General features: G+C 44.2%; 20 protein-coding genes. 10 read left to right on the forward strand and 10 right to left on the reverse strand.

The window, feature by feature from the left end:
- The first annotated feature begins 64 nt into the window (after window positions 1-64).
- The 3 genes from HYN43_RS14605 to HYN43_RS14620 all read left to right on the forward strand — a co-directional run bounded on the left by HYN43_RS14605 (window position 65) and on the right by HYN43_RS14620 (window position 6,040).
- Window positions 65-1,372: an alpha-L-fucosidase gene (locus tag HYN43_RS14605; protein ID WP_119410050.1), complete on the forward strand. Its 1,308-nt coding sequence runs from the start codon at window positions 65-67 to the stop codon at window positions 1,370-1,372.
- 68 nt (window positions 1,373-1,440) lie between these two features.
- Window positions 1,441-3,747, forward strand: a complete 2,307-nt coding sequence (locus HYN43_RS14610; protein WP_245446916.1) for a glycoside hydrolase family 95 protein — start codon at window positions 1,441-1,443, stop codon at window positions 3,745-3,747.
- Window positions 3,748-3,964: 217 nt separating this feature from the next.
- Window positions 3,965-6,040, forward strand: coding sequence for an alpha-amylase family protein (locus HYN43_RS14620; RefSeq protein WP_119410053.1), 2,076 nt, complete (start codon window positions 3,965-3,967; stop codon window positions 6,038-6,040).
- Window positions 6,041-6,125: 85 nt separating this feature from the next.
- Here HYN43_RS14620 and HYN43_RS30385 read toward each other — a convergent pair whose 3' ends face one another.
- From HYN43_RS30385 to HYN43_RS14630, 3 genes are all read right to left on the reverse strand, one after another.
- Window positions 6,126-6,302 carry a hypothetical protein gene (locus HYN43_RS30385; protein ID WP_162996486.1) on the reverse strand — a complete coding sequence of 59 codons (177 nt, stop codon included), beginning with the start codon at window positions 6,300-6,302 and terminating at the stop codon, window positions 6,126-6,128.
- A gap of 661 nt (window positions 6,303-6,963) precedes the next feature.
- Window positions 6,964-7,830 carry a helix-turn-helix transcriptional regulator gene (locus tag HYN43_RS14625; protein WP_119410054.1) on the reverse strand — a complete coding sequence of 289 codons (867 nt, stop codon included), beginning with the start codon at window positions 7,828-7,830 and terminating at the stop codon, window positions 6,964-6,966.
- A gap of 15 nt (window positions 7,831-7,845) precedes the next feature.
- A complete protein-coding gene (locus tag HYN43_RS14630; protein ID WP_119410055.1) occupies window positions 7,846-8,208 on the reverse strand; it encodes a VOC family protein in 363 nt (120 codons plus the stop codon).
- A 729-nt stretch (window positions 8,209-8,937) separates the two neighbouring features.
- Between HYN43_RS14630 and HYN43_RS30390 the strand changes: the two genes are divergently transcribed.
- Entirely contained in the window at window positions 8,938-9,087 is a 150-nt protein-coding gene (locus HYN43_RS30390) for a hypothetical protein (protein ID WP_162996487.1), read from the forward strand.
- Window positions 9,088-9,137: 50 nt separating this feature from the next.
- Here the strand turns inward: HYN43_RS30390 and HYN43_RS14635 are convergent, their stop codons facing one another.
- The 3 genes from HYN43_RS14635 to HYN43_RS14645 form a co-directional block, all read right to left on the reverse strand.
- A complete protein-coding gene (locus HYN43_RS14635; protein ID WP_119410056.1) occupies window positions 9,138-9,764 on the reverse strand; it encodes a response regulator transcription factor in 627 nt (208 codons plus the stop codon).
- 2 nt (window positions 9,765-9,766) lie between these two features.
- Window positions 9,767-12,727 carry a ligand-binding sensor domain-containing protein gene (locus HYN43_RS14640; RefSeq protein WP_162996488.1) on the reverse strand — a complete coding sequence of 987 codons (2,961 nt, stop codon included), beginning with the start codon at window positions 12,725-12,727 and terminating at the stop codon, window positions 9,767-9,769.
- Between the two features lie 120 nt (window positions 12,728-12,847).
- On the reverse strand, window positions 12,848-13,315 hold the full coding sequence (locus HYN43_RS14645) for a hypothetical protein (RefSeq protein WP_119410058.1): 468 nt from the start codon (window positions 13,313-13,315) through the stop codon (window positions 12,848-12,850).
- A 255-nt stretch (window positions 13,316-13,570) separates the two neighbouring features.
- Between HYN43_RS14645 and HYN43_RS14650 the strand changes: the two genes are divergently transcribed.
- From HYN43_RS14650 to HYN43_RS14660, 3 genes are all read left to right on the forward strand, one after another.
- Complete coding sequence (locus HYN43_RS14650; protein ID WP_119410059.1) at window positions 13,571-15,388, forward strand: PAS domain-containing sensor histidine kinase; 1,818 nt, start codon at window positions 13,571-13,573, stop codon at window positions 15,386-15,388.
- Between the two features lie 424 nt (window positions 15,389-15,812).
- Window positions 15,813-15,992: a hypothetical protein gene (locus tag HYN43_RS14655; protein WP_119410060.1), complete on the forward strand. Its 180-nt coding sequence runs from the start codon at window positions 15,813-15,815 to the stop codon at window positions 15,990-15,992.
- Between the two features lie 83 nt (window positions 15,993-16,075).
- Complete coding sequence (locus tag HYN43_RS14660) at window positions 16,076-17,752, forward strand: patatin-like phospholipase family protein (RefSeq protein WP_119410061.1); 1,677 nt, start codon at window positions 16,076-16,078, stop codon at window positions 17,750-17,752.
- Window positions 17,753-18,087: 335 nt separating this feature from the next.
- Here HYN43_RS14660 and fabF read toward each other — a convergent pair whose 3' ends face one another.
- Window positions 18,088-19,332 carry a beta-ketoacyl-ACP synthase II gene (gene fabF / locus HYN43_RS14665; RefSeq protein ID WP_119410062.1) on the reverse strand — a complete coding sequence of 415 codons (1,245 nt, stop codon included), beginning with the start codon at window positions 19,330-19,332 and terminating at the stop codon, window positions 18,088-18,090.
- Window positions 19,333-19,651: 319 nt separating this feature from the next.
- On the opposite strand from fabF, the gene HYN43_RS14670 reads away from it, so the two are divergent.
- Window positions 19,652-20,026 carry a hypothetical protein gene (locus tag HYN43_RS14670; protein WP_162996489.1) on the forward strand — a complete coding sequence of 125 codons (375 nt, stop codon included), beginning with the start codon at window positions 19,652-19,654 and terminating at the stop codon, window positions 20,024-20,026.
- On the opposite strand, the gene HYN43_RS14675 is transcribed toward HYN43_RS14670, so the two are convergent.
- The gene (locus tag HYN43_RS14675; protein WP_119410064.1) at window positions 20,027-20,869 is read right to left on the reverse strand and encodes an isocitrate lyase/PEP mutase family protein; all 843 of its coding nucleotides are present in this window, start codon (window positions 20,867-20,869) and stop codon (window positions 20,027-20,029) included.
- A gap of 85 nt (window positions 20,870-20,954) precedes the next feature.
- On the opposite strand from HYN43_RS14675, the gene HYN43_RS14680 reads away from it, so the two are divergent.
- Window positions 20,955-21,581 carry a CatA-like O-acetyltransferase gene (locus HYN43_RS14680; protein WP_119410065.1) on the forward strand — a complete coding sequence of 209 codons (627 nt, stop codon included), beginning with the start codon at window positions 20,955-20,957 and terminating at the stop codon, window positions 21,579-21,581.
- 114 nt (window positions 21,582-21,695) lie between these two features.
- Here HYN43_RS14680 and HYN43_RS14685 read toward each other — a convergent pair whose 3' ends face one another.
- Window positions 21,696-22,991 carry a DUF885 domain-containing protein gene (locus tag HYN43_RS14685; protein ID WP_119410066.1) on the reverse strand — a complete coding sequence of 432 codons (1,296 nt, stop codon included), beginning with the start codon at window positions 22,989-22,991 and terminating at the stop codon, window positions 21,696-21,698.
- Window positions 22,992-23,107: 116 nt separating this feature from the next.
- On the opposite strand from HYN43_RS14685, the gene HYN43_RS14690 reads away from it, so the two are divergent.
- On the forward strand, window positions 23,108-24,073 hold the full coding sequence (locus tag HYN43_RS14690; RefSeq protein ID WP_119410067.1) for a TolB-like translocation protein: 966 nt from the start codon (window positions 23,108-23,110) through the stop codon (window positions 24,071-24,073).
- A 14-nt stretch (window positions 24,074-24,087) separates the two neighbouring features.
- Here the strand turns inward: HYN43_RS14690 and HYN43_RS14695 are convergent, their stop codons facing one another.
- On the reverse strand, window positions 24,088-24,522 hold the full coding sequence (locus HYN43_RS14695; RefSeq protein ID WP_119410068.1) for a CBS domain-containing protein: 435 nt from the start codon (window positions 24,520-24,522) through the stop codon (window positions 24,088-24,090).
- Between the last annotated feature and the right edge of the window lie 211 nt (window positions 24,523-24,733).

The following is a 24,733-nucleotide window of genomic DNA, read 5'->3' on the forward strand; positions in this document are numbered from 1 at the left end:
GCCTGGTCATATTTTTATTTTTTAAACGACTGACCTCTGTTTAAATATCTACCTAAAAACAACCATGAAAAAAACGGCGCTACTATTTCTTAACCTGCTTTTAATACTCAGAATTGGCTTTGCCCAGCAAACCGGAACCCTTAAGACACCTAAAGCAGTGTTGGATGATTTCATGACCAAACGCTTCGGCATGTTTGTTCATTTTGGCCCGGTAACCCTGCGTGGTACCGAAATTGGCTGGAGCCGGAATAAAGAAGTAGCGCAGGATGATTATGATAACCTTTATAAAGAATTTAACCCGGTTTTATTTAATGCAGATGCCATTGTAAAAGCAGCTAAAGATGCCGGTATGAAATACCTGGTAATTACCGCCAAACACCACGATGGCTTTGCTTTATGGCCGTCAAAATTCACAAACTATAACATCAGCAAAACACCCTATAAACGCGATATGGTAGCCGAGCTGGCTGCGGCCTGTAAAAAACAAGGCGTATTATTTTGTATTTACCACACCGTGCTTGACTGGCACGACCCTAACTACCCTATCCAAAACCCTTACGACAGCACAAAAAACGTAAAGGGCAATATGGCAGCCTTTAAAACGCAAATGAAGAATGAGCTGAAAGAGCTCATCACCAAATATCACCCCTACCTGCTTTGGTTTGACGGTTACTGGGAAAAACCCTGGACCAACGCCGACGGGCAGGAGATCTACAAATTCATCAAAAGCATTGATCGTAACGTTATTGTAAACAACCGTTTGGGCAAAGAGAGCGAAAAACTGAACGATCAATCGGTAGGCGATTACCTTACGCCAGAGCAGCGCATTGGCCAGCTTAACATGACAGCGCCATGGGAAAGCTGCATCACTATTTGCCAGCAATGGGCCTGGAAACCTAATGATAAAATGAAAAGTGTACAGGAGTGCATCCAAACCCTGGTAAAAACCGCCGCAGGTAATGGCAACCTGTTATTTAATGTTGGCCCTATGCCCGATGGCCGCATTGAAGCCCGGCAGGTTAAAGCCCTGCAACAAATGGGGGCATGGCTAAAAAAATACGGTTCAAGTATTTACGGAACCAAGGGCGGCCCGTACGTGCCTAATGAAGTATTTGGTACCACACGTAAGGGAAATAAAATCTATTTACATATTTTTCAGAAAAAAGATGATAAAATTGTATTGCCCAACCTGCCCGGCATCAGCATAATTGCTGCCACGATAATGGGAGGAGCTAAAATCAATTATACAACCGATGCAAGCAGTTACATTATTGATTTGCCGCAAGCATTACCCGATGCCAACAGCAACGTAATAGTACTTGAACTGAACAAAAACGCCGAAGAAATTCCGGCCTTTACCACAAATAAATAAACAAGCTTAAAATACAGAAACCCAATTAATAAATTATGCCAATAAAAACGCCCTTGTTAATAACTGTAATGATAACAGGTATTGCAACGTTTACACAAGCACAAACAAAACAATTAAAACTATGGTACAAACAGCCCGCACAGCGTTGGGAAGAAACCCTGGCCTTAGGTAACGGCCGCCTGGGCATGATGCCCGATGGCAGCATTACCAGCGAGAAAGTGGTATTGAATGATATCACCATGTGGTCGGGCTCGTCGCAGGATGCCAATAATTACGAGGCTTATAAACAGCTACCCGAAATCAGGAGGCTACTGGCCGCAGGTAAAAACGTGGAAGCGCAGGCTATCATTGATAAATCGTTCGTTTGTACAGGCAAAGGATCGGGTGGTGTGCCATTTGGTTGCTTCCAGATGCTGGGCGATTTGAACATCAACTATCAGTACAAAGGTACCGATGATAAACAGATACGATTTGAAAATTACGAACGTGAGCTTTCATTAAACAACGCGCTGGCTAAAACCACTTTTAAAATAAACGGCGTTACTTACAAACGCGAATATTTCACCAGTTTTGGCGATGATGTAGATGTGATTAAACTAAGCGCCGATAAACCGGGCATGCTTAACCTGAACATAGGTATTACCCGCCCCGAGCGGGGGCTTACCTCAACTACCGGTAACGAGCTGGACCTGATAGGCCAGTTAGATAATGGTACCGATGGTAAAGGCGTAGCTTACAAAGCCGCGGTTAAGGCTAAGCTAACCGGTGGTTCATTAACCACTACCCCTACTTCGCTGGTTATTAAAGATGCTACCGAGGTTTTGATCTATGTATCGGCAGGTACCGATTTTAAAAATCCGCAGTATCTAAACAAATTGAACAAAGATATGGGCACGGCTTTGGCTAAGCCTTATGCTTTGCAAAAACAGCAGCACATCGCCAATTTCCAAAAGCTGTTTAACCGTGTAAATGTTGACCTTGGATCATCAGAAGCTGAAAAGCTGACTACCGACCAAAGACTGATCGCTTTCCGCAGCAACCCTGATGCTGATAATGCTTTGCCGGTTTTATTTTACCAGTTTGGTCGTTACCTGAGCATTTGCAGCACCCGCGTAGGTTTGTTGCCACCAAACCTGCAGGGCTTATGGGCTAACGAAGTTCATACCCCATGGAATGGTGACTATCACCTCGATATCAATATCGAGATGAACCAGTGGCCGGTTGAGGTTTCCAACCTTTCGGAATTGAATCTTCCCCTGGCCGATCTGGTTAAAGGTATGGTACCGCACGGCGAAAAAACGGCCAAAGCCTATTACAATGCCGATGGTTGGGTTGCCCACGTAATTACCAACCCCTGGGGCTTTACCGAGCCGGGTGAAAGCGCATCATGGGGTGTATGTAAAGTTGGTTCGGGCTGGCTTTGCGATAACCTTTGGCAGCATTATGATTTTACAGGTGATAAGAATTACCTGAAACAAATTTACCCGATACTGAAAGGCGCGGCACAGTTTTATAACAGCATGCTCATTAGCGATGCTAAAACAGGCTGGCTGGTAACCTCGCCATCATCATCGCCCGAGAACAGTTTTTACCTGCCCGATGGTACCCACGCCAGCATTTGCATGGGGCCTACTATTGATAACCAGATTATCCGCCAGTTGTTTAACAATGTGATCACCGCCAGTAAAGTATTAGGCAAAGACGAAGCATTCAGCAAAACACTGGCTGCCAAAGTAAAGAAACTACCTCCTCCGGGTGTTATTGCCAAAGATGGCCGTATACAGGAGTGGCTGGAAGATTATAAAGAAACCGAGCCGCAACACCGTCACGTGTCGCATTTATATGGACTGTTCCCGGCAGCACAGATCACACCGGAAGCAACACCCGCCCTTGCCGAAGCCGCCAGGAAAACTTTAGAAGTAAGGGGCGATGATGGGCCAAGCTGGTCTATCGCTTACAAAATATTGTGGTGGGCACGTTTGCATGATGGTAACCGCACCTACAAATTGTTTAAAGAACTGATGAAGCCTACCATTAAAACCGATATTAATTACGGAGCCGGTGGTGGTGTGTATCCTAACCTGCTATCTGCCGGTCCGCCGTTTCAGATTGACGGTAACTTTGGTGCAGAAGCTGGTATTGCCGAAATGCTGATCCAAAGCCATGCGGGGTTTATTGACTTTCTCCCTTCAATTCCGGATGTATGGAAAGCGCAGGGTGAGGTTAAAGGTTTAAAAGCCCGTGGTAATTTTACGGTGGATATGAAATGGAGAGATGGTAAGGTAACCGCTTACAAAGTAACATCTCCTACCCCGCGCATGGTTAAGGTGAAAATTAACGGTGCGGTTAAAAGTATTATGGCTACTAAAGCTTAAATAACTTTTTTCAATAACGTACTTTCCACCACGTTATTGCGAGGTACGAAGCAATCGCACGGAAGCAGGTTTTGCCTTGTGTGGTTCGCGATTGCTTCGTACCTCGCAATGACGTTTTTCGACAACATATACATTTGTAAATAAACCGTTATCATTTCAAAAAAACATGGCGCTTTTAAATTAAAATGTATATTTGACATTTATAAACCATCAATTCATGCAAAAATTCCTTAATCGTTTTATAATTGCTGTGCAGTTGTCCGGCCTGGTTTGCGTTTGCCGGCCGGCAATTGCCTCAAGCTCTACCGCCGATAGTACCCGGCATCTCGGTCCGGAAACTATATTTTTACCCTACAGCAAAACCGGCACCATCCTTTACAATCAAAAAACCAAAACTTTTGGGATTGATGAAGACAGCAAACCTGTACTGGAAAATTGTTTTTCGAGGGTTAAAATCGATGGCAAATACATCACATCAAAACAATACCAACATATCACTACCCATAAAACCGTTGCTACAGATGCTTTTGGCAAAAGTGTAAAAGATGAGTTTACGCTTACCGGTAAAAATCTGCCCACCATGGTACAGGTATTTAACAGTTACCTTTCGGGCGGCAAAAGCTTTTTTACCATCGAAGTTTACATCAAGGGGAAAAACCTAAAAACCAACTACATTGAACCTGTCGCCGGCGATATGAAGAAATTTAACGGCGATACCCGCTCGCTTTTCGTGCCTTTTGATAACGACACTTTTATCAGTTACGATTCAAAAGCCTTCAAAGCACCACTTACCAATACCAGCGCCGAGGTAGGAGTTGTTTTTGATAACGATAGCCGCAATGGGGTAGTATTTGGCTCGGTTGAACACGAAACCTGGAAAACCGGCGTGCGCACCATAGCCAAAAAAGATAGCGCTGATACTTTTGAGGTTTGGGGTGGTTATACGGAAGAAGCCGTAAATCGTGATAAAATTGCTCATGGCGAGATTAGCGGAGATGTTATTAAATCTCCTAAAATATTTGTAGGCCGCTTTGACGATTGGCGTACCGGACTGGAAGAATTTGGCAAGGCCAACCGCATTGCCGAACCGCCTTATATTTTTAACTGGACAAAGCCAACCCCAATTGGCTGGAACAGCTGGGGCGTAATGCAGGAAAAACTGAGCTATGATAAAGCCATTAAAGTGGCCGATTTTTTTGCCGATAGCATCCCTGCCTTCCGCAATGGCAATACGGCTTTTATTGATCTGGATTCGTTTTGGGATAATATGATTAAAGGCGGATGGGAAGGCGATTTCGGTCAGCTGAAAGCCTTTGCCGATTATTGCAAAAGCAAAGGCCTGCAACCCGGCGTTTATTGGGCACCATTTACCGATTGGGGATGGAAAGGCGGTCCCGACCGTAAGGTGCTGGGCAGCAACTACACCTACGGCGAAACCTGGACTAAAGTAGGCGATGGCTATCACGACATTGACGGTGCACGCGCCACAGATCCCACTCATCCCGGTACCCTGCAACATATTGACTATGTGATAGGCAAATTAAAAGCCTGCGGTTTTAAAATGATCAAGATCGATTTTTTGGGCCATGCTGCGGCTGAGTCGAGCCATTTTTACGATCCTAAAATTACAACCGGTATGCAGGCTTATAAAAAGGGGATGGAACACCTGATAGATGAGTTAGATGGGCAAATGCTGGTTTACGCCGCCATCTCTCCCAGCCTGGCAACCGGCCGTTACGCGCACATGCGCCGTATTGCCTGCGATGCCTTTAAAACCATTAAGGATACCCGCTATACACTCAACAGCGTAAACTACGGCTGGTGGCAAACTTACCTGTACAACTACATTGATGCCGACCATGTTGTGCTCAATACCGAAAGCGAAGGTGCTAACCGCGCCCGGATGCTCTCAGCGGTGGTTACAGGTACGTTCATCACCGGCGATGATTTTTCGACCCATGGCCAATGGAGCGACAGGGCTAAAGCCATGTATCAAAACCCCGAAATTTTGAAGATAGTTGCAAACGGCAAAGCTTTCAGACCGGTTGAAGGCAATACCGGTACCGAAACCACCGAACAGTTTGTTACTAAAATAGGCAATACAACCTACCTGGCTTTGTTTAACTATGGCACAGAGGCTAAAACATTCACGATAGATGCGAAACGTACCGGCCTCGATCCGGCAAAGCGTTATAAAGGCTCGTCGTTATTACAGAGATCCGGCAAAAGCTATGATAGTTTTGTAGTTGCAGCAGGCGATGCCGATTTGTATAAGCTTGAAGAAGGCAGGTGATTAAAAGGCAAAGGCACCGGTAACAGATTTTTCCCCTTGCTTTAGTTACCGGATGCCTTTTAGGGTGGATGAAACCCGTATCGTTTTAACTATTGAGTTTAGCACATTTAGTCCGTTTGGCAGCAAGCGGGCATTTTGATTTTTTAGCGTTAGCGCAATATTTTTTTGAATGAAGTTTTGAAACAGCAAGGTTCATTTTTTCAACCTGTAATGAGTTAAAATATAATCCACCTGTTACTGCCAGCAGCGTAAAAAATTTCATAGTTGTAGGTTTTAAATAACAAGACGGCTTTTTTTTGCAAATGTTACAGCAGATTTTGAAATGTTGATTTTCGCATATTTCCAGGCACGCATCTCATTAAAATACAAGCCATTACTCATCATTCGCTTATCACAACAATTCTCCTACATTTAAAAACCTTTGCGGCTTAGCTTTCTTTGCGCGCTTAAAACTAAGAGATTAGTGATTGGGGAACAGAGATTAGTCCCTTGCGTCTCAGCATCTTTGCGTTCTTAAAAATCGCTAACAGGCAGCTATCTAACACACAGCAGAAAACTTTCGCCTTAGCGACTTTGCGAGCTTAAAGCTAAGAGATTAGTGAACGGAGAACAGAGATTAGTCCTTTGCGTCTCAGCATCTTTGCGTTCTTAAAAATCGCTAACATGCAGCTATCAAACATACAACAGAAAACTTTGCGCCATAGCGACTTTGCGAGCTTAAAACTAAGAGATTAGTCCTTTGCGTATTGGCTACCTTCCAAAAAACAAAAAGTCAGTAACCTCGCGTAACTGACTTTTTAATTAACTATTAACTGACCAAATATCCTTAACAAAAAAACTACTTGGTAATACAAACATAAGGGCTTATTAAGTGGCTACATGTGTGAAAAACACCCATCTTAAAAGCCGGGATTAAATTCATATCATGCTGATTGTCTGTACTTTAAAGGCGTGATATTATAATGCGTACGGAACAGGCGAATGAACGAGCTCGGGCATTCAAAACCAACCATACTAACTACCTCATTAACAGGATAACGGGTATCTTTAAGCAACAGCAATGAGCGTTTTAAACGCAGCTGAATTAAAAACTGGTGAGGCGTTAAACCAAAAGCCTGTTTAAACGTACGCAACAGGTGGTTAACCGAAAGGCAGGCATGCTCGGCCAGGTCCTCGAGGTTAACGTTCTGATTATAATTGCTGTACATGTATTCTTTGGCGAGGTTAAGCCTCCTGATGATCTCGATTTTAGTACCCTGGTTTAAAAATTCCAGCTTGTCGGCTTTTTTATAAACCTCATCATTATATATATTAAAATAGTTGATGAGTGTGTGGTGCAAGTATTCGTTAATCAGCATTTCATCCTGCATACCATCATCAAGATGTTGTTTAAGGTGAAATACATTGTACCTGATATCACCGGCAAAAGGGTAAATGGTTTCGCTGAATTCGGGCTGCGCTTTGATGCTTTCGTTACCCTGATCCAACAGCTTGCCATCGCCAAAAGTCCAGCACTCTTTAAAATCCTGCAGAAACTGCTGATCGAAATTGATGGCAAATGATTGTACAGGATCGCCGGCATCAGTTTCGGTTGAATATTTTGTACCCCGGTTAAGGATCAAAAACGAATCGGGGTAAATGGATAAATGCCTGCGGCCGATATCATAACGTTCATTTCCGCTTAAAACAAAGCGCAGGCTCAGGTCTGAAGTATATTGCACACCCTGTCCCTGGCCGCCGGTGCGGCTCACTATCTTGTTGTTGTTGCGTAATACTTTTGAATAATCCATTGTGATATGATTTTATTATTCGTTATAATTTCTTTCTTCCAGTAACATAAACCTGTTTCCCGCCGGGTCCATAAATTCGGCAACTAAACCTGCCGGTAAGTAGGCAGGCGACTTACAGAAAAACACCCCTGCTGTTTTAAGCAAATGATAATCATTCAGGCAATCGGTAGTGTTGATGATTACATTACTCTTATCACTGTTGCTATCGTTATTAGTTACAAGCAAGGCAACATTTAATTTATCCGACCGGATCACTGTGCTTTCTCTCCCCTCATGAAACGTCATGGTACCGGTTACCTTAAAACCCAATTTTTGCGTGTAAAAATTAAGTTGACTATCAAAGTCGGCTGTATAAACCGGTATATATTTCAATTTCATTGGGCAAATAGTTTTAACAGAAACCAGGCACTAAATCGGGCAAATCAGCCTTTGGGCAAAACAACCTTTGGGATAATTTTCTTTTGACGGGTTATAGTAGCCGGTCAGTTAAAACTACTTTACACTATCAAAGGTAGGGTAAGCGCAGGGGGATAGTATCCCCCTGTTTGGGGGATTTGTGAATTAATATGGGGGATAAGAATTTTTGGGTGCTCTGCAATTACAGGATAGATCATATATCTCATAGTGATATATTTATAAAGCAAGGCAAGGAATAAAAAGCACTACGTTACCTCAGAAAAGGGAATAGCATCTCCCTGTTTGGGATTGGTGATTTACTGGTTTTGAAATGAACCGGAGTTGCAAACTCCGGGCATAGTTGTTCGTAGACAGAGTCTACGAACAACGGGGGCATAGCCTTCGCAGACAAAGTCAAGAACAGCAGGAGTATATTCGTCAGTAGAGTGGAAAATCGCTTTTAGACCACGAGGCACCTACGGAGCCCAAAAGCGCATTCAATTTTTCTATAAACACGCTACCCCTCCGGGGTGGTCAAAGTTAAGTCTTATAAATCCGTCGGAGTATCGTGTTTATAGTCAAATTACTAACGGTAATTGGCTCCATAGGAGCCGCGTGTCGCCTGTTTATTTTAAAGCGATTTCCTGTCTGTAGATGGACAGCAATCGAAAAAAAGTATATTTGTAATACACCATTAAATGTCCAAAAATCGTGTCGGAAGGAAGAGGCAAGAGATCAGTAACCATTACCAATAACCCTATCATCAAAATGATAGAAGATCAGAAGCGTATTGTTAAAGCGATTAAGAATGGTGAAAATATTTCGACGTTGCGGGGCATAAAAATTGCATCGCCTGTATAATTTAGGATAATTGGAGAATAACAACTCAGTTTTTACTTTAGAAAGATTGCCTATATCAACTTATTCTGCCTCGCCAGCTTAATAGCATCGGCCCGGGAGTTAACATCCAGCTTAAGGTAGATATTTTTTATATGGCTCCTTACCGTCTCCAGGTCAATAAAAAGCTCAGCGGCTATCTGCCCACGGCTTTTGCCCTCACCTATCAGCTCCAGGATCTGCGTTTCGCGCTTTGACAATGGCGATTCCTGGTTTTTTTGAAAGGAACGGATCACCAGCCGGGCTATATTGATGCTCATTGGTCCGCCGCCGTCGCGCACTTCCTTTATCGATTCGATAATTTTTGCCGAGGGTGTATTTTTAGTGAGATAACCCGAAGCACCGTTGGCCAGCGCATTAAAGATCTGCTTTTCCGATTCGTAAACTGTCAATATCAGGATATAGCAATTGGGCAGCAGTTTTTTTAGTTTCGGGATAGCGTCGATACCGTTTACGCCGGGCAACTCGATATCAAGCAGGATTACATCAGGCTTGTCGGCGGCTATTTTTTTGGCAGCTTCATCGTATGAGCAATAGGTGCTGATAACATCATAACCATCGGTGGCGCCAATTAAAAAGGCATAGCCATCGCGCAGGGTTTCATCATCCTCAATTATACTTACCTTAATGTTACGGGCCATGCTTAATTGCTTAACTGGTTTATACCAAATGTTAATGTAGTGGTTGTACCTCTTCCCCCGGCCGAATTGATAATTAACCTGGCATTGATGCGCTTAGCCCGTGCGTTGATATTATTAATACCACGGCCGCGGTGCGCGGCCCTGCTGTCAAAGCCTTTACCATCATCGGTTACTTTAAGGGTTATCTCATTCTTATGACGCTCATCAAGTTCAAATGTTACCACCGAAGCATCGGCATGTTTCAAAATATTGTTAAGCAGTTCCTTAAATATCATGGTGATATTGCGACTGTACTCCATCGGCAGCTTAATCAGCTGCAGGTCTTCATCAACAACTGCAAATTCAAAATCAACTGGTACATCATGAAAAACCTCCACCCCTATCTCGCGGATATGGTTCAGCGTTTCGTACAGGTTATCACTTTTAGGGTCGAGTGCCCAAAGGATATCCTTGGTGCCGTTATAAAGCGATGCCGCATTTTGTTTAATCTGATCAACAATGCCCCGCTGATCTGATTTTTCCTGATCTATCTTGGCGTTCAGTATTTCTGATAGCACCGTAATGCGGGTAAGCTTGTTACCCAGGTCATCATGAAAATCCTCGGCAGTTTGCTGGCGTATTTTGAGCTTTTCTTCGCGCTTCATGGCTTCAATTGCCTTCTGCCGTTTTATTTTACGCTGATGTAAAAGGTTTTGCACACCAAAACCCAGCAACACCAATAAAATGACAGCCAGCAGTCTGAAGGTAAAAGTTTGATAAAAGGGAGGAATAATTTCAAAATTAAAATCGGCTATATGAGGAGATACCTGCCCATCGGGACTAATGGCCTTCACTTTAAAAGTGTAGGTACCGGGTGGCAGGGAGGGATAATTAACCACGTTGTTGCGCACCGGGGCGCTAAACGCACTATCAAGCCCCACCAATTTATATTGGTACGATACCGCATCCGGGTTTTTCAGGTAAACGCCCAGAAAGGCTATCGATAAATGATTTTGATTATGGTTGAGCTTAACCCAATCGTTCAAATCAATTGACGAGCGTTTTTCGCCATCCTCTTTCATTAACTGTACCGATTTAATGATAACGTGCGGCGGCGGCGAGGGTACCATTTTGGTCATGGTGTTATATACCATGACGGATTTGGTAGTACTGATCCAAACCTCGCGCCCCCGGTGCAGGATAGCGTTCTGGTTAGCCTCAACCACAGGCTCCTTCGAACCGATGTTATCGATCACCCAAAAGGTTTTCTTTTGCGGGTCGTACTTCATACGGTTGATACCGCGACCGGTACCTAACCATAGCCGGCCCCGTTCGTCGGCAGCTAAACTGTAAATGCTGTTGGCTTTGAGGCCGTCTTTAACGGTATAGGTATGCGTGGCACCGCTTTCCATATCCCAGGTGTACAGGCCGCTATCGTCGGTACCAACAAGCAGCATGCCATCATAAATTATCATGCTGTACACAGCTGTGGCCGGGAATGATTTTAACTTAAAACCGCTCACCACCTTTTTATTCACCGCCAAAGCAACTCCATTTTGCGTACCCACAAAAACCGAATCGCGCCCGAGTGTAACCAAAGCCGCCGAGAATGAGGGCACGCTGTCCAGCTGTTTTAACTGGCCGTTTTCGTAATAAAAACAGCCCATGGATGTTGCCAGCCATAAAGTTCCGTCGTCGCCGCCGGTTATAAAATTGTAGGCAAAACTCCAGCTATCCTTAATTTGCCTGAACCCCGCTTTGTTATACGCCCATAACCCTGTTTGCCCGGTGCCCACCCAAACCGTACCGTTTTTATCGGTATAAAGGCACTGAACACCTTTTAAGTAAGCATCAGAAGCAGCGGGGACTTTAAGGTTGCTGAGCTTTTTACCATCGTACTGCATTATGCCGCCGCCATCTATCCCCATCAGCACATTATTGTTCCAGTCTTTAGTTAACGACATTACAATTTTTGATTCGGGGATGCCCTGCGAACGGTCAAAAACCGTGTACCTGTCGCCCTCGCAGCGGTAAAGGCCGTTACCCAGGCTACCCAGCCACAGGTTTTTATCAGAATCTAAAAAAATATCGGATATAGAGTTATCGGTAAGCCCATTGGCCGAGTTATAGTGCAGAAATCCACCATCGGCACAGATACAGTAAGCGCCCGCATCAGTCCCAAGCCAGATATTGGCATCGGCATCCTGCTCAATACACAGCAACTGCCCTTTTCCCTTTTGCAGAAAAACGTTGGCCGGTACCGGTTGCGCCATGCCATCTTTAACAAATAATAAATCGGCACGGGTTAGCAGGTATGTTTTTTGTTTATCAAACCTGTCAAAAAAGATGCGTTTTATAGGCTGATCAGCGTATCGGGAATCGATGCTGATGATGTGCTGCCATTTTTTTCCGTTTAAGCGATAAACGCCGGCTTTATATACAGCCACGTACAAATTACCGGCGGCATTTACAGCAAGGCTGGTAGGGATCAGTTCGGCATCACCATCAATAACAACATGCTGCATTTTATTATCCTTAACCCTGAACAAGGCCCCGCCCGATGTTACCCAGATGGTACCTCCACCATCCTGGATAATATTGCCAACAAAATATCGCTTTAACGGAATATCGGGCTTGTATTTAATAATTTGCCCCTTATATAACCTGGCCAGCCCGTTAAGGGTGCCAAACCAGGTGCATCCGCCTTTATCCGAAAATATGGTTGAAACATAATTATCAGGCAGGCCTGCACGGCGGTTGTAACCGGTAAATTCTTTACCGTCAAAGCGGCAGGCGCCGCCAAAAGTAGCTATCCAAAGCCGGTGGTCAATATCCTGCGATAAACGGTTAACCTGCGATTGGATCAGGCCGTCTTCAATATCATAATGCGCAAAAATGTACTTCTGCGCCCTGGCCCGGTTTATACCTAATAACACCAGGCAGCACAAAAAAACAACGGCCCGCAAACGTGATAGCTTACTCAATTACAGTCAAATTAAATTATTGCACGGGGGTACAATTAAAAAGTTAAATTAAAGCTAATTAAAATAAAAAAAATCACCCCAATGGGGTGATTAATTATCTGTCTGCTTCGGGTGTTTTTTTTAGTTTTTTGCAGCTATGCTGTTGCTCCCGTTTTCGGGTATTTTAACATCATCAAACATTTTGCAAACCTGGGTTATTTTCCAGTCTTTGCTCACATTTTTTTCGATGATGAGGTATTGATGCTGAATGCAGTTTTCGTAGTTAAAATCAACACGGGCAATTACCAGGGCATCGCTTTTGGCCAGCACTTCATAATTTGAGCTGCAGTTTTGCTGGGTACCGGCATCTTTTTTCATATTGCCTGCCAGGTCGTCTTTTTCCTGTACCAAAACTTTTTCGCCACGCGGTATTTTCACCGTGGCGTGCTCATCCATTATCGCTTTAAATTTTTCAACATCGCTGTTCATGTGGCTGTCAATAAACCCGCGGATCACGTTGGTATAATCCTTAGTGTCTGGAGCTTTTGCATTTAACAGGCTGGCCGATAATAAACTTATTATGCATGCCACAAAGAGTGTTTTTTTCATATCGCTGGTATTGTTTATACACCAAATGTGAGCAGCGTTTTGATATAAAAATGTGCACGAAACACCATCCGCCGCCGCTTTTAACTATTTACTTAGTTTAAGTGTTTTTGGCATACGGAAAGGTATTTTCGCATACAGATTGTTCACCTCAACTAAATCCGGCAATAATTTTTATAACGGCGCATACCTTTAAATCTGTAAGAAAATATTTTTATTTTTGAGAGCATCGTTCACCTAACAAATACCAACATATACTTGGAACCAACCGAAAATATTTTCCGCAGCATTGTTGAGGGTTCGCCGTTTCCTGTATACATGTGTATGGGCGAGGAAAAGATCATCGCCATAGCTAATGACGCCACGCTGAAAGCCTGGGGTAAGGACAAATCGGTTATAGGCAAACCTTTTGACGAAGCCCTGCCCGAACTGGAGGGCCAACCCTTCAGCAAACAAATTGGTGATGTTTACCAAACCGGCGAAACCTATCATGGCAGTAACGAACCTGCCGAAATGATGATTGATGGTCGCCTGCAAATCAATTATTATAAATTCACCTTCCAGGCCATGCGCAACTCGCGCGGAAAAATTGTGGGTGTGGTTTGCTTTTCGACGGATGTTACAGAAATAGAGCATGCCCGCCAGGCTATGGAAGAGAGCCGCCATACCCTGTATAACATGGTGAAACAAGCTCCTGTGGGCATTTGCATTATTAACAGCGATACCACGGTTGTTGAGGTGGTGAACGATTCGTACCTGGAACTTGTTGGTAAAAAAAGGATTGAACTGGAAAACCGCCGCATTTGGGAAGCCATACCTGAGGCTGCCGAAGCGTACGAACCGGTGATGGAAAACGCAATTGAAACAGGCAAATCGGTAATTGCCAAAGAGCACCGGTTATTGCTGATCAGGAATGGGATCCCCGAAACCGTTTTTGTTGATTTTGTTTACGAACCCGTAAAAGGTTTCGATGGTGAAATAAGCGCCTTAATGGTAATTGCCATTGATGTTACCGAGAAAGTAATGGCCCGCCGCAAAATTGAAGAAGCCGAAGAGCGGGCAAGGCTTGCCATTGAAGCCGCCGAAATGGGCACTTTTGATTTCGACCTCGTTACCGATACCATATTAACCTCGCCGCGCTTTGATACCATTTTTGGTTACAATGACGCAGTATCACACCAGGTACTGGTTGACAGCCTGCACCCCGCTGATAAAAAAATACGCGATGCCGCTCATCGCACAGCGCTTGAAACCGGCAATTTATTTTACGAAGCCCGCATTATCTGGCCTGATGAATCTGAACACTGGATCAGGGTACAGGGAAAGGTGTACTATGGCTCGATAAGTAAACCATCGCGCATATTAGGCACCCTGCTTGATATTACCGAATTTAAACGCCTGCAACAGCAAAAGGACGATTTTATAAGCGTGGCCAGCCACGAACTTAAAACTCCCATGACATCCATCAAAGCCTCGATGCAATTGTTAGACAGGCTGATTAAGGTTGATCCAACTTCAGATAAAATACCGCAGTTTATTGACAGGGGCAACAGCAGCCTTAATAAAATGCTGCAACTGGTTGATGGCTTGCTTAACGTATCCAAAATAAGCGCAGGGCAACTGGCCTTACAAAAAACATACTTTTCGGCAGCCTCGATGATTAACGAATGCTGCGACCATATCAGGCTTGCCGGCACGCATACGCTGGTGCTTGAAGGCGATACCGGCCTGGAATTGCATGCCGACCGCGACCGCATTGAACAGGTGATAGTTAACTTTGTAAACAATGCGGTTAAGTATGCGCCCGACAGTCACAATATCATCATTAACCTGGGCAAAGCCAATGATATGGCAAAAATTTCGGTACAGGATTTTGGCCGTGGTATCTCGCCCGAATATCTCCCCCATTTATTTGAGCGTTACTATCGCGTTGACTCCAGCGGGATTCAGTATTCAGGTCTTGGGTTAGGCCTGTACATCAGCGCAGAGATTATTAAGCGCCACGGCGGCAAAATGGGTGTTGAAAGTGAAGTAGGCAAAGGCAGTACATTTTGGTTTACAATACCTTTAGCTTAAGCATTTCTTCAAAACCCGTTTATCTTTTTAGAAACGCATTTTTGAGGGAATTTTAATTGTGGGATAAATTCCCTTACCATCGCGCTTATTGTTTATATTTGTATATTGATCGAAAAGACCTTCTTCACAAAGCGTAAGCAGCGGATTATCCAGTCTTAATATGCTTATCTTTCGTTTTCGGCAACAATTTCAAGACCGAAACTTTCTGTATAAAATCTCGTCATTGCTCTTAAACTTTTAACGGCAAGCGTTATTGCGTTTACATCTATTTTCGTCATCGGCCAATTTGTGTTTGTTTTTATTTTCCGGTAAATCTACAGCAGGCTAAAACTCAAAAGTTTTATACGCGCAAAACATGTGGTATTTTAAATTTAATCGCCAATTAATACAGCCGATATAAATTTAAAAACGAAAATATACAAACATGCAAATCAATTATTTCGTAGTCGGTGGGGTAATTATCGTTTTAATAGTACTTGTTGTTTGGATCATTAAAACCAACCTGAAAGACGAAAAGGATTTTGAGCAGCAGATTATCGAGTCGGAAATGAAGCCGAAGGAGCATGAAAAATCTCAGAAAGAGAAAAAAGGTCTTATAAATTAGGGTAAAAACCCGCAGCAGGTTGCGTAAAACCACGCATCACTTTACAGTGCTGCATTATTATTTTTATAAACACACCTAAATTTATGGCACAAAAAAAGAATCAGGATCAGCAGGTATTTTATGTTGGTTTGTGTATGGCCGGGGCAGTATCTGCCGGGGCCTATACAGCAGGCGTGATGGATTACCTGCTTGAGGCGTTAACCAAATGGGAGCAACACCGCGACGAAGCCGGCGTACCCACGCATAAAGTGCAAATCCCGGTAATGGGCGGCGCATCTGCCGGGGGCATGACCAGCATTATGGCAGCATCGGCACTCAATAACCCTATAACGCCCATCGATAAACCAACGGCAGACATTTTAGCCGAGCATCCCGAAAACAAACTGTACCACTCGTGGGTGGATCTGATCCAGGCGGATATGTTTTCAAAAATGCTGGATCCTTCCGACATCAAAAAGGACGGCAAGGTAATATCGGCACTCAATTCAGATTTTATAAACGATATAGCCAAACGCGTGGTAAGCGCCGATGCCAAAACCTGGCAGCCGCTGCCACCCTATATCAAGCCTGGCATCAAATTATTCACCACGCTAACCAACCTTGAGGGATATGCTTATAATGTGCCTTTTAAAGCCTCATCGCCCGATCGTACCAAGTACAACATGCGCATCCATAACGATTACGCCTGTTTTGAGCTTACCGAAAAGGAAATTAAAGGCCCCAATAACGGCTGGATGCCCCTCGACCTAAAAAATAAAATCAATATCGATGTAGCTGCCGATGCCGCCATGGCTACCGGCGCGTTTCCGGTTGGATTGCAGTCAAGGCTGCTTAAACGTGATGCCGGGTATGTAAACAATAATCCATGGCTAAAGGATTATTTAACTAAAACACCTGTTGGCGATGGTGCCTATCAAACCCTGAACGTAGATGGCGGCATGATTAACAACGAGCCATTTGATAAAGTACGCAGCGTACTGGATGACCTCACCGGCCAGTCATCAGAGGATTACAACAACTTTAACAAATTTGTTTCTACGGTACTCATGATCGAGCCCTTCCCTACCCAGCCGCCCAAAGCCATTTCGTTATCGAGGGAGCTTTCAAATGTTATCGGGCTTACGCTATCATCCATGATATCGCAAATGCGCTCGAAACCGGTAAACATTAAAGATGCCATGGATGTGAATTGTGCCGGACAATACCTCATTACCCCCTCGCGCAGGGTTGATATGCCGGGTGGAAAATCAACCGACCTTACCGGCGAACTGGCTATAGCCTGCGGCGCACTGAGCGGCTTCAGCGGCTTTTTAAATAAGGAATTCAGGGTGCACGATTACTTTTTAGGCCGCCATAACTGCAAAATATTTTTGCGCGATTATTTTACCGTACCGGCCAAAACATTGGATACCAACCCAATTTTTAAAGATGGCTATGCCAATGCCGATAAAGACCGCTTTAAATCGCATTTTGATGATAGTTACCAGATCATCCCTGTTTTTGAAGAAGAGATTAAATTTCCGGATATCAAATTCAGTTCGGGTACTAACTGGCCAACGCTTAAAGAAAAGGATATCGACAGGTTTGAGGGCCCGCTTAAAAGCCGCGTTCAGGCCATTATACTTAATGTTGGCGATTTTAACTGGCTTACCAAAGGCCTGCTCTGGATAGGTGCCAAAGCCGTACTTAACCGCATGATAAGCGATAAAGTAATAGGAGCTATAAAGGCAGAGCTAAAAAAATGGAAATTGTTGCCGTAGCAGCGTGGTTATTAATAAGCACGCAAAAGTTCTGTTTAAAAATTAAAAGAACACATTGTTATGCTGAGTAATTAAAAGCCGAGGCTCCTTAAGAAGATATGACATATACCCCGCCGTCATGCCGATTATTTCGGCATCCCACAGCACAGGTAGCCGCGCTGCTTAGCATGGTTGCTTAGCAAGTGGGATGTTGAAACAAGTTCAACATGACCGTACTTTTTTTAAACTTGTCATGCTTGAGGAACGAAGCATCTTCTACAACTTGCATAGCCGCTATACAGGGCGAAGAAGATCCTTCGTTCCTCAGGATTGTAAAAGCAATGACGCATTAATAATTATATCGCCTTAAACACAGCGATGCCATTATGCCCGCCAAAGCCAAAAGTATTGCTCATGGCTACTTTCACTTTATGTTCAATAGCCTCGTTCAAAACAAACTTTAAATTGCCCGGAATAGCCGGATCAATAGTAGTAGTATTGATAGTTGGCGGGATAATGCCGTTTTCAATTGATTTAATAGCCACAATCGCCTCAATAGCACCTGCCGCACCAAGCAAATGGCCGGTCATTGATTTGGTAGAGCCAATAATAGCATTTATATCCTGGCCTTTGCTAACCGCCAGCACAGCATTCACTTCCGAAATATCACCCACCGGGGTTGAAGTGGCATGCATGTTCAGGTAATCAACATCGGCAATGGTTAACCCCGATTCATTAAGAGCCTGCTGCATGGCACGTGCCGCGCCAAGTCCTTCGGGGTGAGTGGCAGTCATGTGGTAAGCATCGGCAGTCATCGAAGCACCGGTAACTTCGGCATAAATGTGTGCGCCGCGGGCAACCGCATGCTCATATTCTTCCAACACCAACGCACCCGCACCTTCGCCCATTACAAAGCCGTCGCGGTCAATATCAAACGGACGCGATGCATACTGAGGATCGTTATTGCGACCCGACATGGCTTTCATCGAACTGAAACCACCGATAGAAGCCGGGGTTATAGGTGCTTCCGAGCCGCCGGTAACAATAATTTTTGCTTTACCCAAACGGATGTAGTTAAGCGCATCCATAATAGCCGTATTTGAAGTGGCACAGGCAGAAACCGTGGTATAGTTAATGCCCATAAAACCGTTACGGATTGACATCATGCCCGAAGCCATGTTAGAGATAAACTTAGGCACAAAAAACGGGCTGAACCTTGGCTGGCCGTTACCTTTGGCATACTCGGTTACCTGCTCTTCAAAAGTTTCCATACCGCCCTGGCCGCTGCCCCAAATGATGCCAACATCAAAGGGGTCCATTTTATTTAAATCGAAACCCGAATCTTTAATAGCCTCGTCTGATGCGACAAGCGCATATTGCGTAAAAGTATCAGTACGTTTCAAATCGGCCTTATCCAGGTGATCGGCAATATTAAAATCTTTCAGTTCGCAGGCAAACTGCGTACGAAATAATGATGCATCAAAACGGGTGATGGTGGCCGCGCCACTTTTACCGGCAACTATGTTTTCCCAATAGGTTTTTACATCGTTTCCAAGGGGTGTTAGGGCACCCATGCCGGTAATAACTACTCTTTTTAACATGATGGTTTTATTAAAATCGGCGCAAAGATATAATATACCAAATGGTATGGAGAAAAAATTTTAGAGCAGATGAAGTTAACAGTTGAATATTACGAAGTTATGGCAGTTTGATACAGGTTTATTTATTGAAAACACGGTATGTTTACCGGTTAATTTTACATATCTTCAATACAGCAAAGTCTTACAGATGCATTTTCTATTAAAACTTAAATCCTGGCAATTATTTATTTTAATGGTTATTATACCGTGGGCATTTAATAACTTTTCAAACTTTAGCTTATTCGGGCTGTTCCTCACGCTATTGATAAATTTAGGATGGATGCATTCTATTGCCACCACCATGCATTCCATGATTCCGGCTTCGGTTAAACCTTCCGTTACTTATTTTAGGTATGGTTGCTTTTTAATGGTTCTTTCTACCATCCTGATAAGTATTTCATTGGCCGATAATTTGAATAACCCAACCTTAACAGCCTGGTTACTTGTAACAGGCAGCCTGGTTTACCTCGTAAGCTTTACCTATGTTTGCAGTTTCTCTGCAAGAATGGTTGAATCGATGTTACAGGGAGAAATACTCGGCAATAGCGATAGCTTAAAAGGGATACTTTGTTTTTGGATTTACCCAATAGGTTTATGGTATGTTCAGCCCGCCGTTCGGCGCATATTGGCCCAATATGATAAGCAAATCGTTTAATTACTCGCTCAAGATCCTATTCAACTCCAGGTAAGGCACAGCTTCATTCACAAAACCATAACTACCCTTACTTAACTCAACCGCCGCCCGTTGAAAAGCTCCCAACGCTGCCCTTGCCAGCGCCGAACCGAGGCTTACTCTTTTTACTCCCATATCAGCAAGCTCATTGAAGCTGATATCAAAACCAGCGGCACCCAGTACAATATTTAGGGGTTTAGGCGCAACGGCTTTCACTACCTCGCTTATCTGTTGGCGGGTTTTAAGGCCCGGGGCAAAAAGCACATCGGCACCTGCATCGGCATAGGCTACCAGGCGTTTAATGGTGTCCTGCAAATCTACTTTCCCATGAATCATATTTTCGGCGCGGGCGGTGAGCGTAAAATGAAAAGGCAGGCTGCGCGCGGCTTCAACCGCCGCTTTTACCCGGTTTACCGACAGATCAAAATCATAAATAGGATCATGATCATTGCCCGTAGCATCTTCAATCGAGCCGCCAACAAGGCCCACTCTTGCCGCAGCCAAAATAGTTTCGGCGCAGGCTTCGGGGGTATCGCCAAAACCGTTCTCCAGATCGGCAGCCACAGGTAAATTCGTGGCGTTTATGATAGCACGGGCATTTTCGAGTGTCTCGTCGCGACTGATCAACGCATACCCATCCGGACGACCGAGCGTGTAAGCCAATCCGGCGCTGGTTGTAGTAAATGCTTCAAAACCGAGCCCGGTTAATATTTTGGCAGTACCGGCATCCCACGGGTTGGGGATAATGAACAAGCCCTCGCGCCGGTGCAGGGCTTTGAAAACTTCGGCTTTTTGGTATTGGGTATTATTTATTGCTGATGACATTTTAAGGCAGATTGACTGGCTTCGAAATTAAGCAAAAACGCCATTAATGCTACCCGTTATTGCTAATATTGCATCAGCATTAATTATGAAACAGCAGGTAGATATTAATAACTGGATAAGAAAAGAGCATTATAACTTTTTTAAAACTTTTGAAGAACCGTACTACGGCGTTAATGTGGATATTGACGTAACAGCGGCCTACAAATTTGTAAAACAAAACGGCATCTCGTTTTTCCTGTACACCATGTACCAATCGTTGGCGGCATCGCAAATTATCGAAGCTTTCAGATATCGGATGGAGGGTGATGAGGTTTTTATTTACGATAGGATTGACGGCGAATCTACCGTACCACGCGCCAACGGCACTTTTGGTTTCGGTTCGTTTCAATTTTATCCCTCGTTTGAAGATTTTAATACCGAAGCTATCAGGGAAATAACACGGGTACAAAGCAATAATCTGCTCGAGCTGTCAACCGTAAATAATACCATCAGGTACTCGTCCCTGCCCTGGCTCAATTTCACAGCGTTATCGCATGCCCGAAAATTTTCGTTTGTTGATAGCTGCCCTAAAATTTCATTTGGTAAAATGACCGATCGTCATGGTAAACGGATCATGCCGCTATCCATCCACGTAAACCACGCGCTGGTTGATGGGATCCATCTTGGCCAATACATTGATTGTTACCAGGACTTGTTGAACAAAGGCGTTTAGCTGCCGGGCGGAGTTGCGTGCCTCTGGCACGCTAAAAACTTTACCCGTGTTTTGCTACAAAGCTTTTGCACCTCTGGTGCACCTTATCAGTTTCAAAAGTAACAGGACGGAACTTCAACTCTTTTTAAACATATTCTCCTTCACCATAAACAGCGGCAGCGAACCATGATCAAGCACGCGCGAATGAAAATCCCTGATATCAAATTTAGCGCCTTGCTTTTGTTGTAGCTCATCTTTCCAATGCAGTATTTGCAGGGCACCGTATTTATAGGTTACTACCTGTGCGGGCCAGCGGCGGATGCGGGCAATTTCGCGCATGGCAATATCATCCTGCCCGCGGATGTTTTTTTTCCAGAATGCAAGGGCCTGTTCGTCTGTCCAGCCATAGTAGTTTAGTGCAACATCAAGCGGCACCCTCACCGAGCGCACTATATCCCACTCCCATTTGCCCAGTTCATCATATGGGGTTTGGTATACCCCAAGCTGTTTACCCAGTTCTTCGGTATAAGCGCCCCATCCTTCGGCAAAGCCCATGTAATAAAAAAGCTGCTGCACGGTCGATGTTTTGGTTTGCGCCTCGGTACTGGCCTGGTAATGATGGCCCGGTACGCCTTCGTGAATAAACAGCCAGTCAACCTGGCGTTTGTTGTAAGGTTTATCAAAAAGGTTATAATAAAACACATTGCTATCGTAATAACCGGGCGTTTGTGCCAGTTGCCTGCTTTCGCCCTTTTCAATTTTTAAAGGGGCTATATCAGTATTTTTGAACAGTTTGGGCAGGTTGGCATAAATGATCTGCTTTGTATTTTCGAAGGATTGCTGTACAATTTTCGGGTCGTTAATAAAAAACAAGGGATCATTAAGGTGCTTGTAAAAAGCATCTTCGCCGAGGCCGGTTTGCTGCCTGATGGCTTCGATATGTTTTTGAACGCGGGCAACTTCCGTTAAGCCGAACTGGTAAATCTCATCCGGCGTAGCATTGGCGCTCGTCCAGCGTTTCAGCAAATAAGCATACCAGGCCTTGCCGTTTGGCACCGTGATGATTCCCCCGGTTGAAATGGTGGCGGGTTTATGCTTCAGCCAATCCTGTTCAAGGGCAATCCGCTCCAGGTTAAGGTTGGTTTCGTAGCTGATCAGCTGATAATCTGTTTTTTCCGCGTCGCTAAGTTCATTGGGTTTAAAGGCGGATAAACCTGTCTTTATCTTGCTAAAAAAAGTTAGTTGCTTTTGCACGTCTGCAGCGGTGCCGATGTGTTCCAATCCGCTTACATAACTTAATTCAAGCTGAGGTAAATGCAACTCGTTATAGCCCTTCACAAAATCATTGCAAAAGGCATTAAACGTAGGTTGCCTTTTAGCAGGCAATGCAGATAATATCAATGCACCTAAAGCGACTATAAAAACCTTCATAAATTTAAATCCTATCAACAAACATAAATAATAAACTGTATTTTACTTAGTATAAGCCCAATATCCCCCCGTTGGGGTGATGACCAGGTACTGCGTGTGGCATAAATTTGATAATCATGGTATATCGCAAGCTGATCCCGTTTTTTGTTTTTATGCTGATGGCAGGCAAAAGCATTGCCCAGGTACTTTATCCCGACGCTTCAATGCCGGCAGATACGCCACGCCTGTTTGCCATAGGTATAATAAGCGATGGATTGAGCAACCGCGATTTTACTATCTCGCCCGGCGGCGATGAGATCTTTTTCACCCTGCAACAGCCACGCTTTGTAAGCAGCACCATTTTACGCATGGTAAAAAAGAACGGCAAATGGAGCAAACCCGAAGTGGCTCCTTTTTCGGGGCGTTACCGTGACCTCGAAGCAGCGTTCTCGACTGATGGACAAACAGTTTATTTTTCGTCAGACAGGCCACTGAATGATGGTGTTACCAAAAAAGATTTCGATTTGTGGCGGGTTAAACGCGATGCAGGCAGCAACTGGGGACAGCCGGAAAATCTCGGAACGGAGGTTAACTCAACCAAAAACGAGTTTTATCCCAGCGTAGCCAAAAGCGGCAATTTATATTTTACGGTAGAGGCCGATTACGGCAAGGGCAGCGAAGATATTGTAGTGTGTAAACCCAATGCCACCGGCTATACCAAACCCGAAAGCCTGCCCGAAGATATTAATACCAAATATGACGAGTTTAACGCTTTTATAGATCCCGGCGAGCAGTTTATCCTGTTTAGCTGCTATGGCCGCGCCGATGATATGGGCCAGGGCGATCTGTATATAAGCCGTAAAGACAATGCCGGTAAATGGATGCCTGCAAGGCACTTGCCATCGCCCATAAACAGCCCGGCGCTTGATTACTGCCCTTTTGTAAGCCGCGATAAAAAGCACCTGATATTTACCAGCAACCGCGTTAACAGCCAGCTTAAAAACGGGCAAACCAAAACCTATCAGCAATTACAAACGCTGTTAAACAGCGCAGGCAACGGCTGGGACGATGTTTACTGGGTTAAATTTAACGAATGCTGGTAAGCCGGCTGTGTTAATTAGGTTGACTGGATATAGCTGTGCAACTGCTCGATAGTTTCTCTTTGCGAGTGGATGGTTTCGTAAACCACATCACTCATAGATACGATGCCGCAAAGCTCATTGGCTATGTCAAACACGGGCAGGTACCTGATGTTATTCTCGCTCATAATTAGCATGCATTCATCAACAGACGATTTTGGGGTAATCATCGGAAAATTGGTACTTATGATCTCTCCGGCGGTGGTTTCGTCAGAGTGTTTGCCCATTAAAATGATTTTGCGGGAGTAGTCCCTCTCGGTCATCAGGCCAATGTATTTACCATCTTCAGTTACCACTACCGAGCCGATATTTTTTTCGGCCATCAATTTTAATACATTCAATACAGTGGTATCGGCAGGCACGGCAACAACATTGTTCCCCTTGCGGGCCAGGATGTGTTTTACACTTTTCATAAGTACTTAGGGTTAATTTTTGGTAAAATCAATATACGAATAAGTATCAGAAAAACAATAGGTTGTGGAAAACAAAATAAAACCGACCTAAAACTGTTTAACAGGCAGACAACAGGCAATAGTTTATCAGCGCATTAACCATCATAAACCATCTATTTTGGCTTCCCCGGATTATCAGAAACCATCTCAAACCATATTATTGACTACTAAC

Origin of the sequence: Mucilaginibacter celer (genome assembly GCF_003576455.2) — a bacterium.
GTDB classification, from domain to species: Bacteria; Bacteroidota; Bacteroidia; order Sphingobacteriales; family Sphingobacteriaceae; genus Mucilaginibacter; species Mucilaginibacter celer.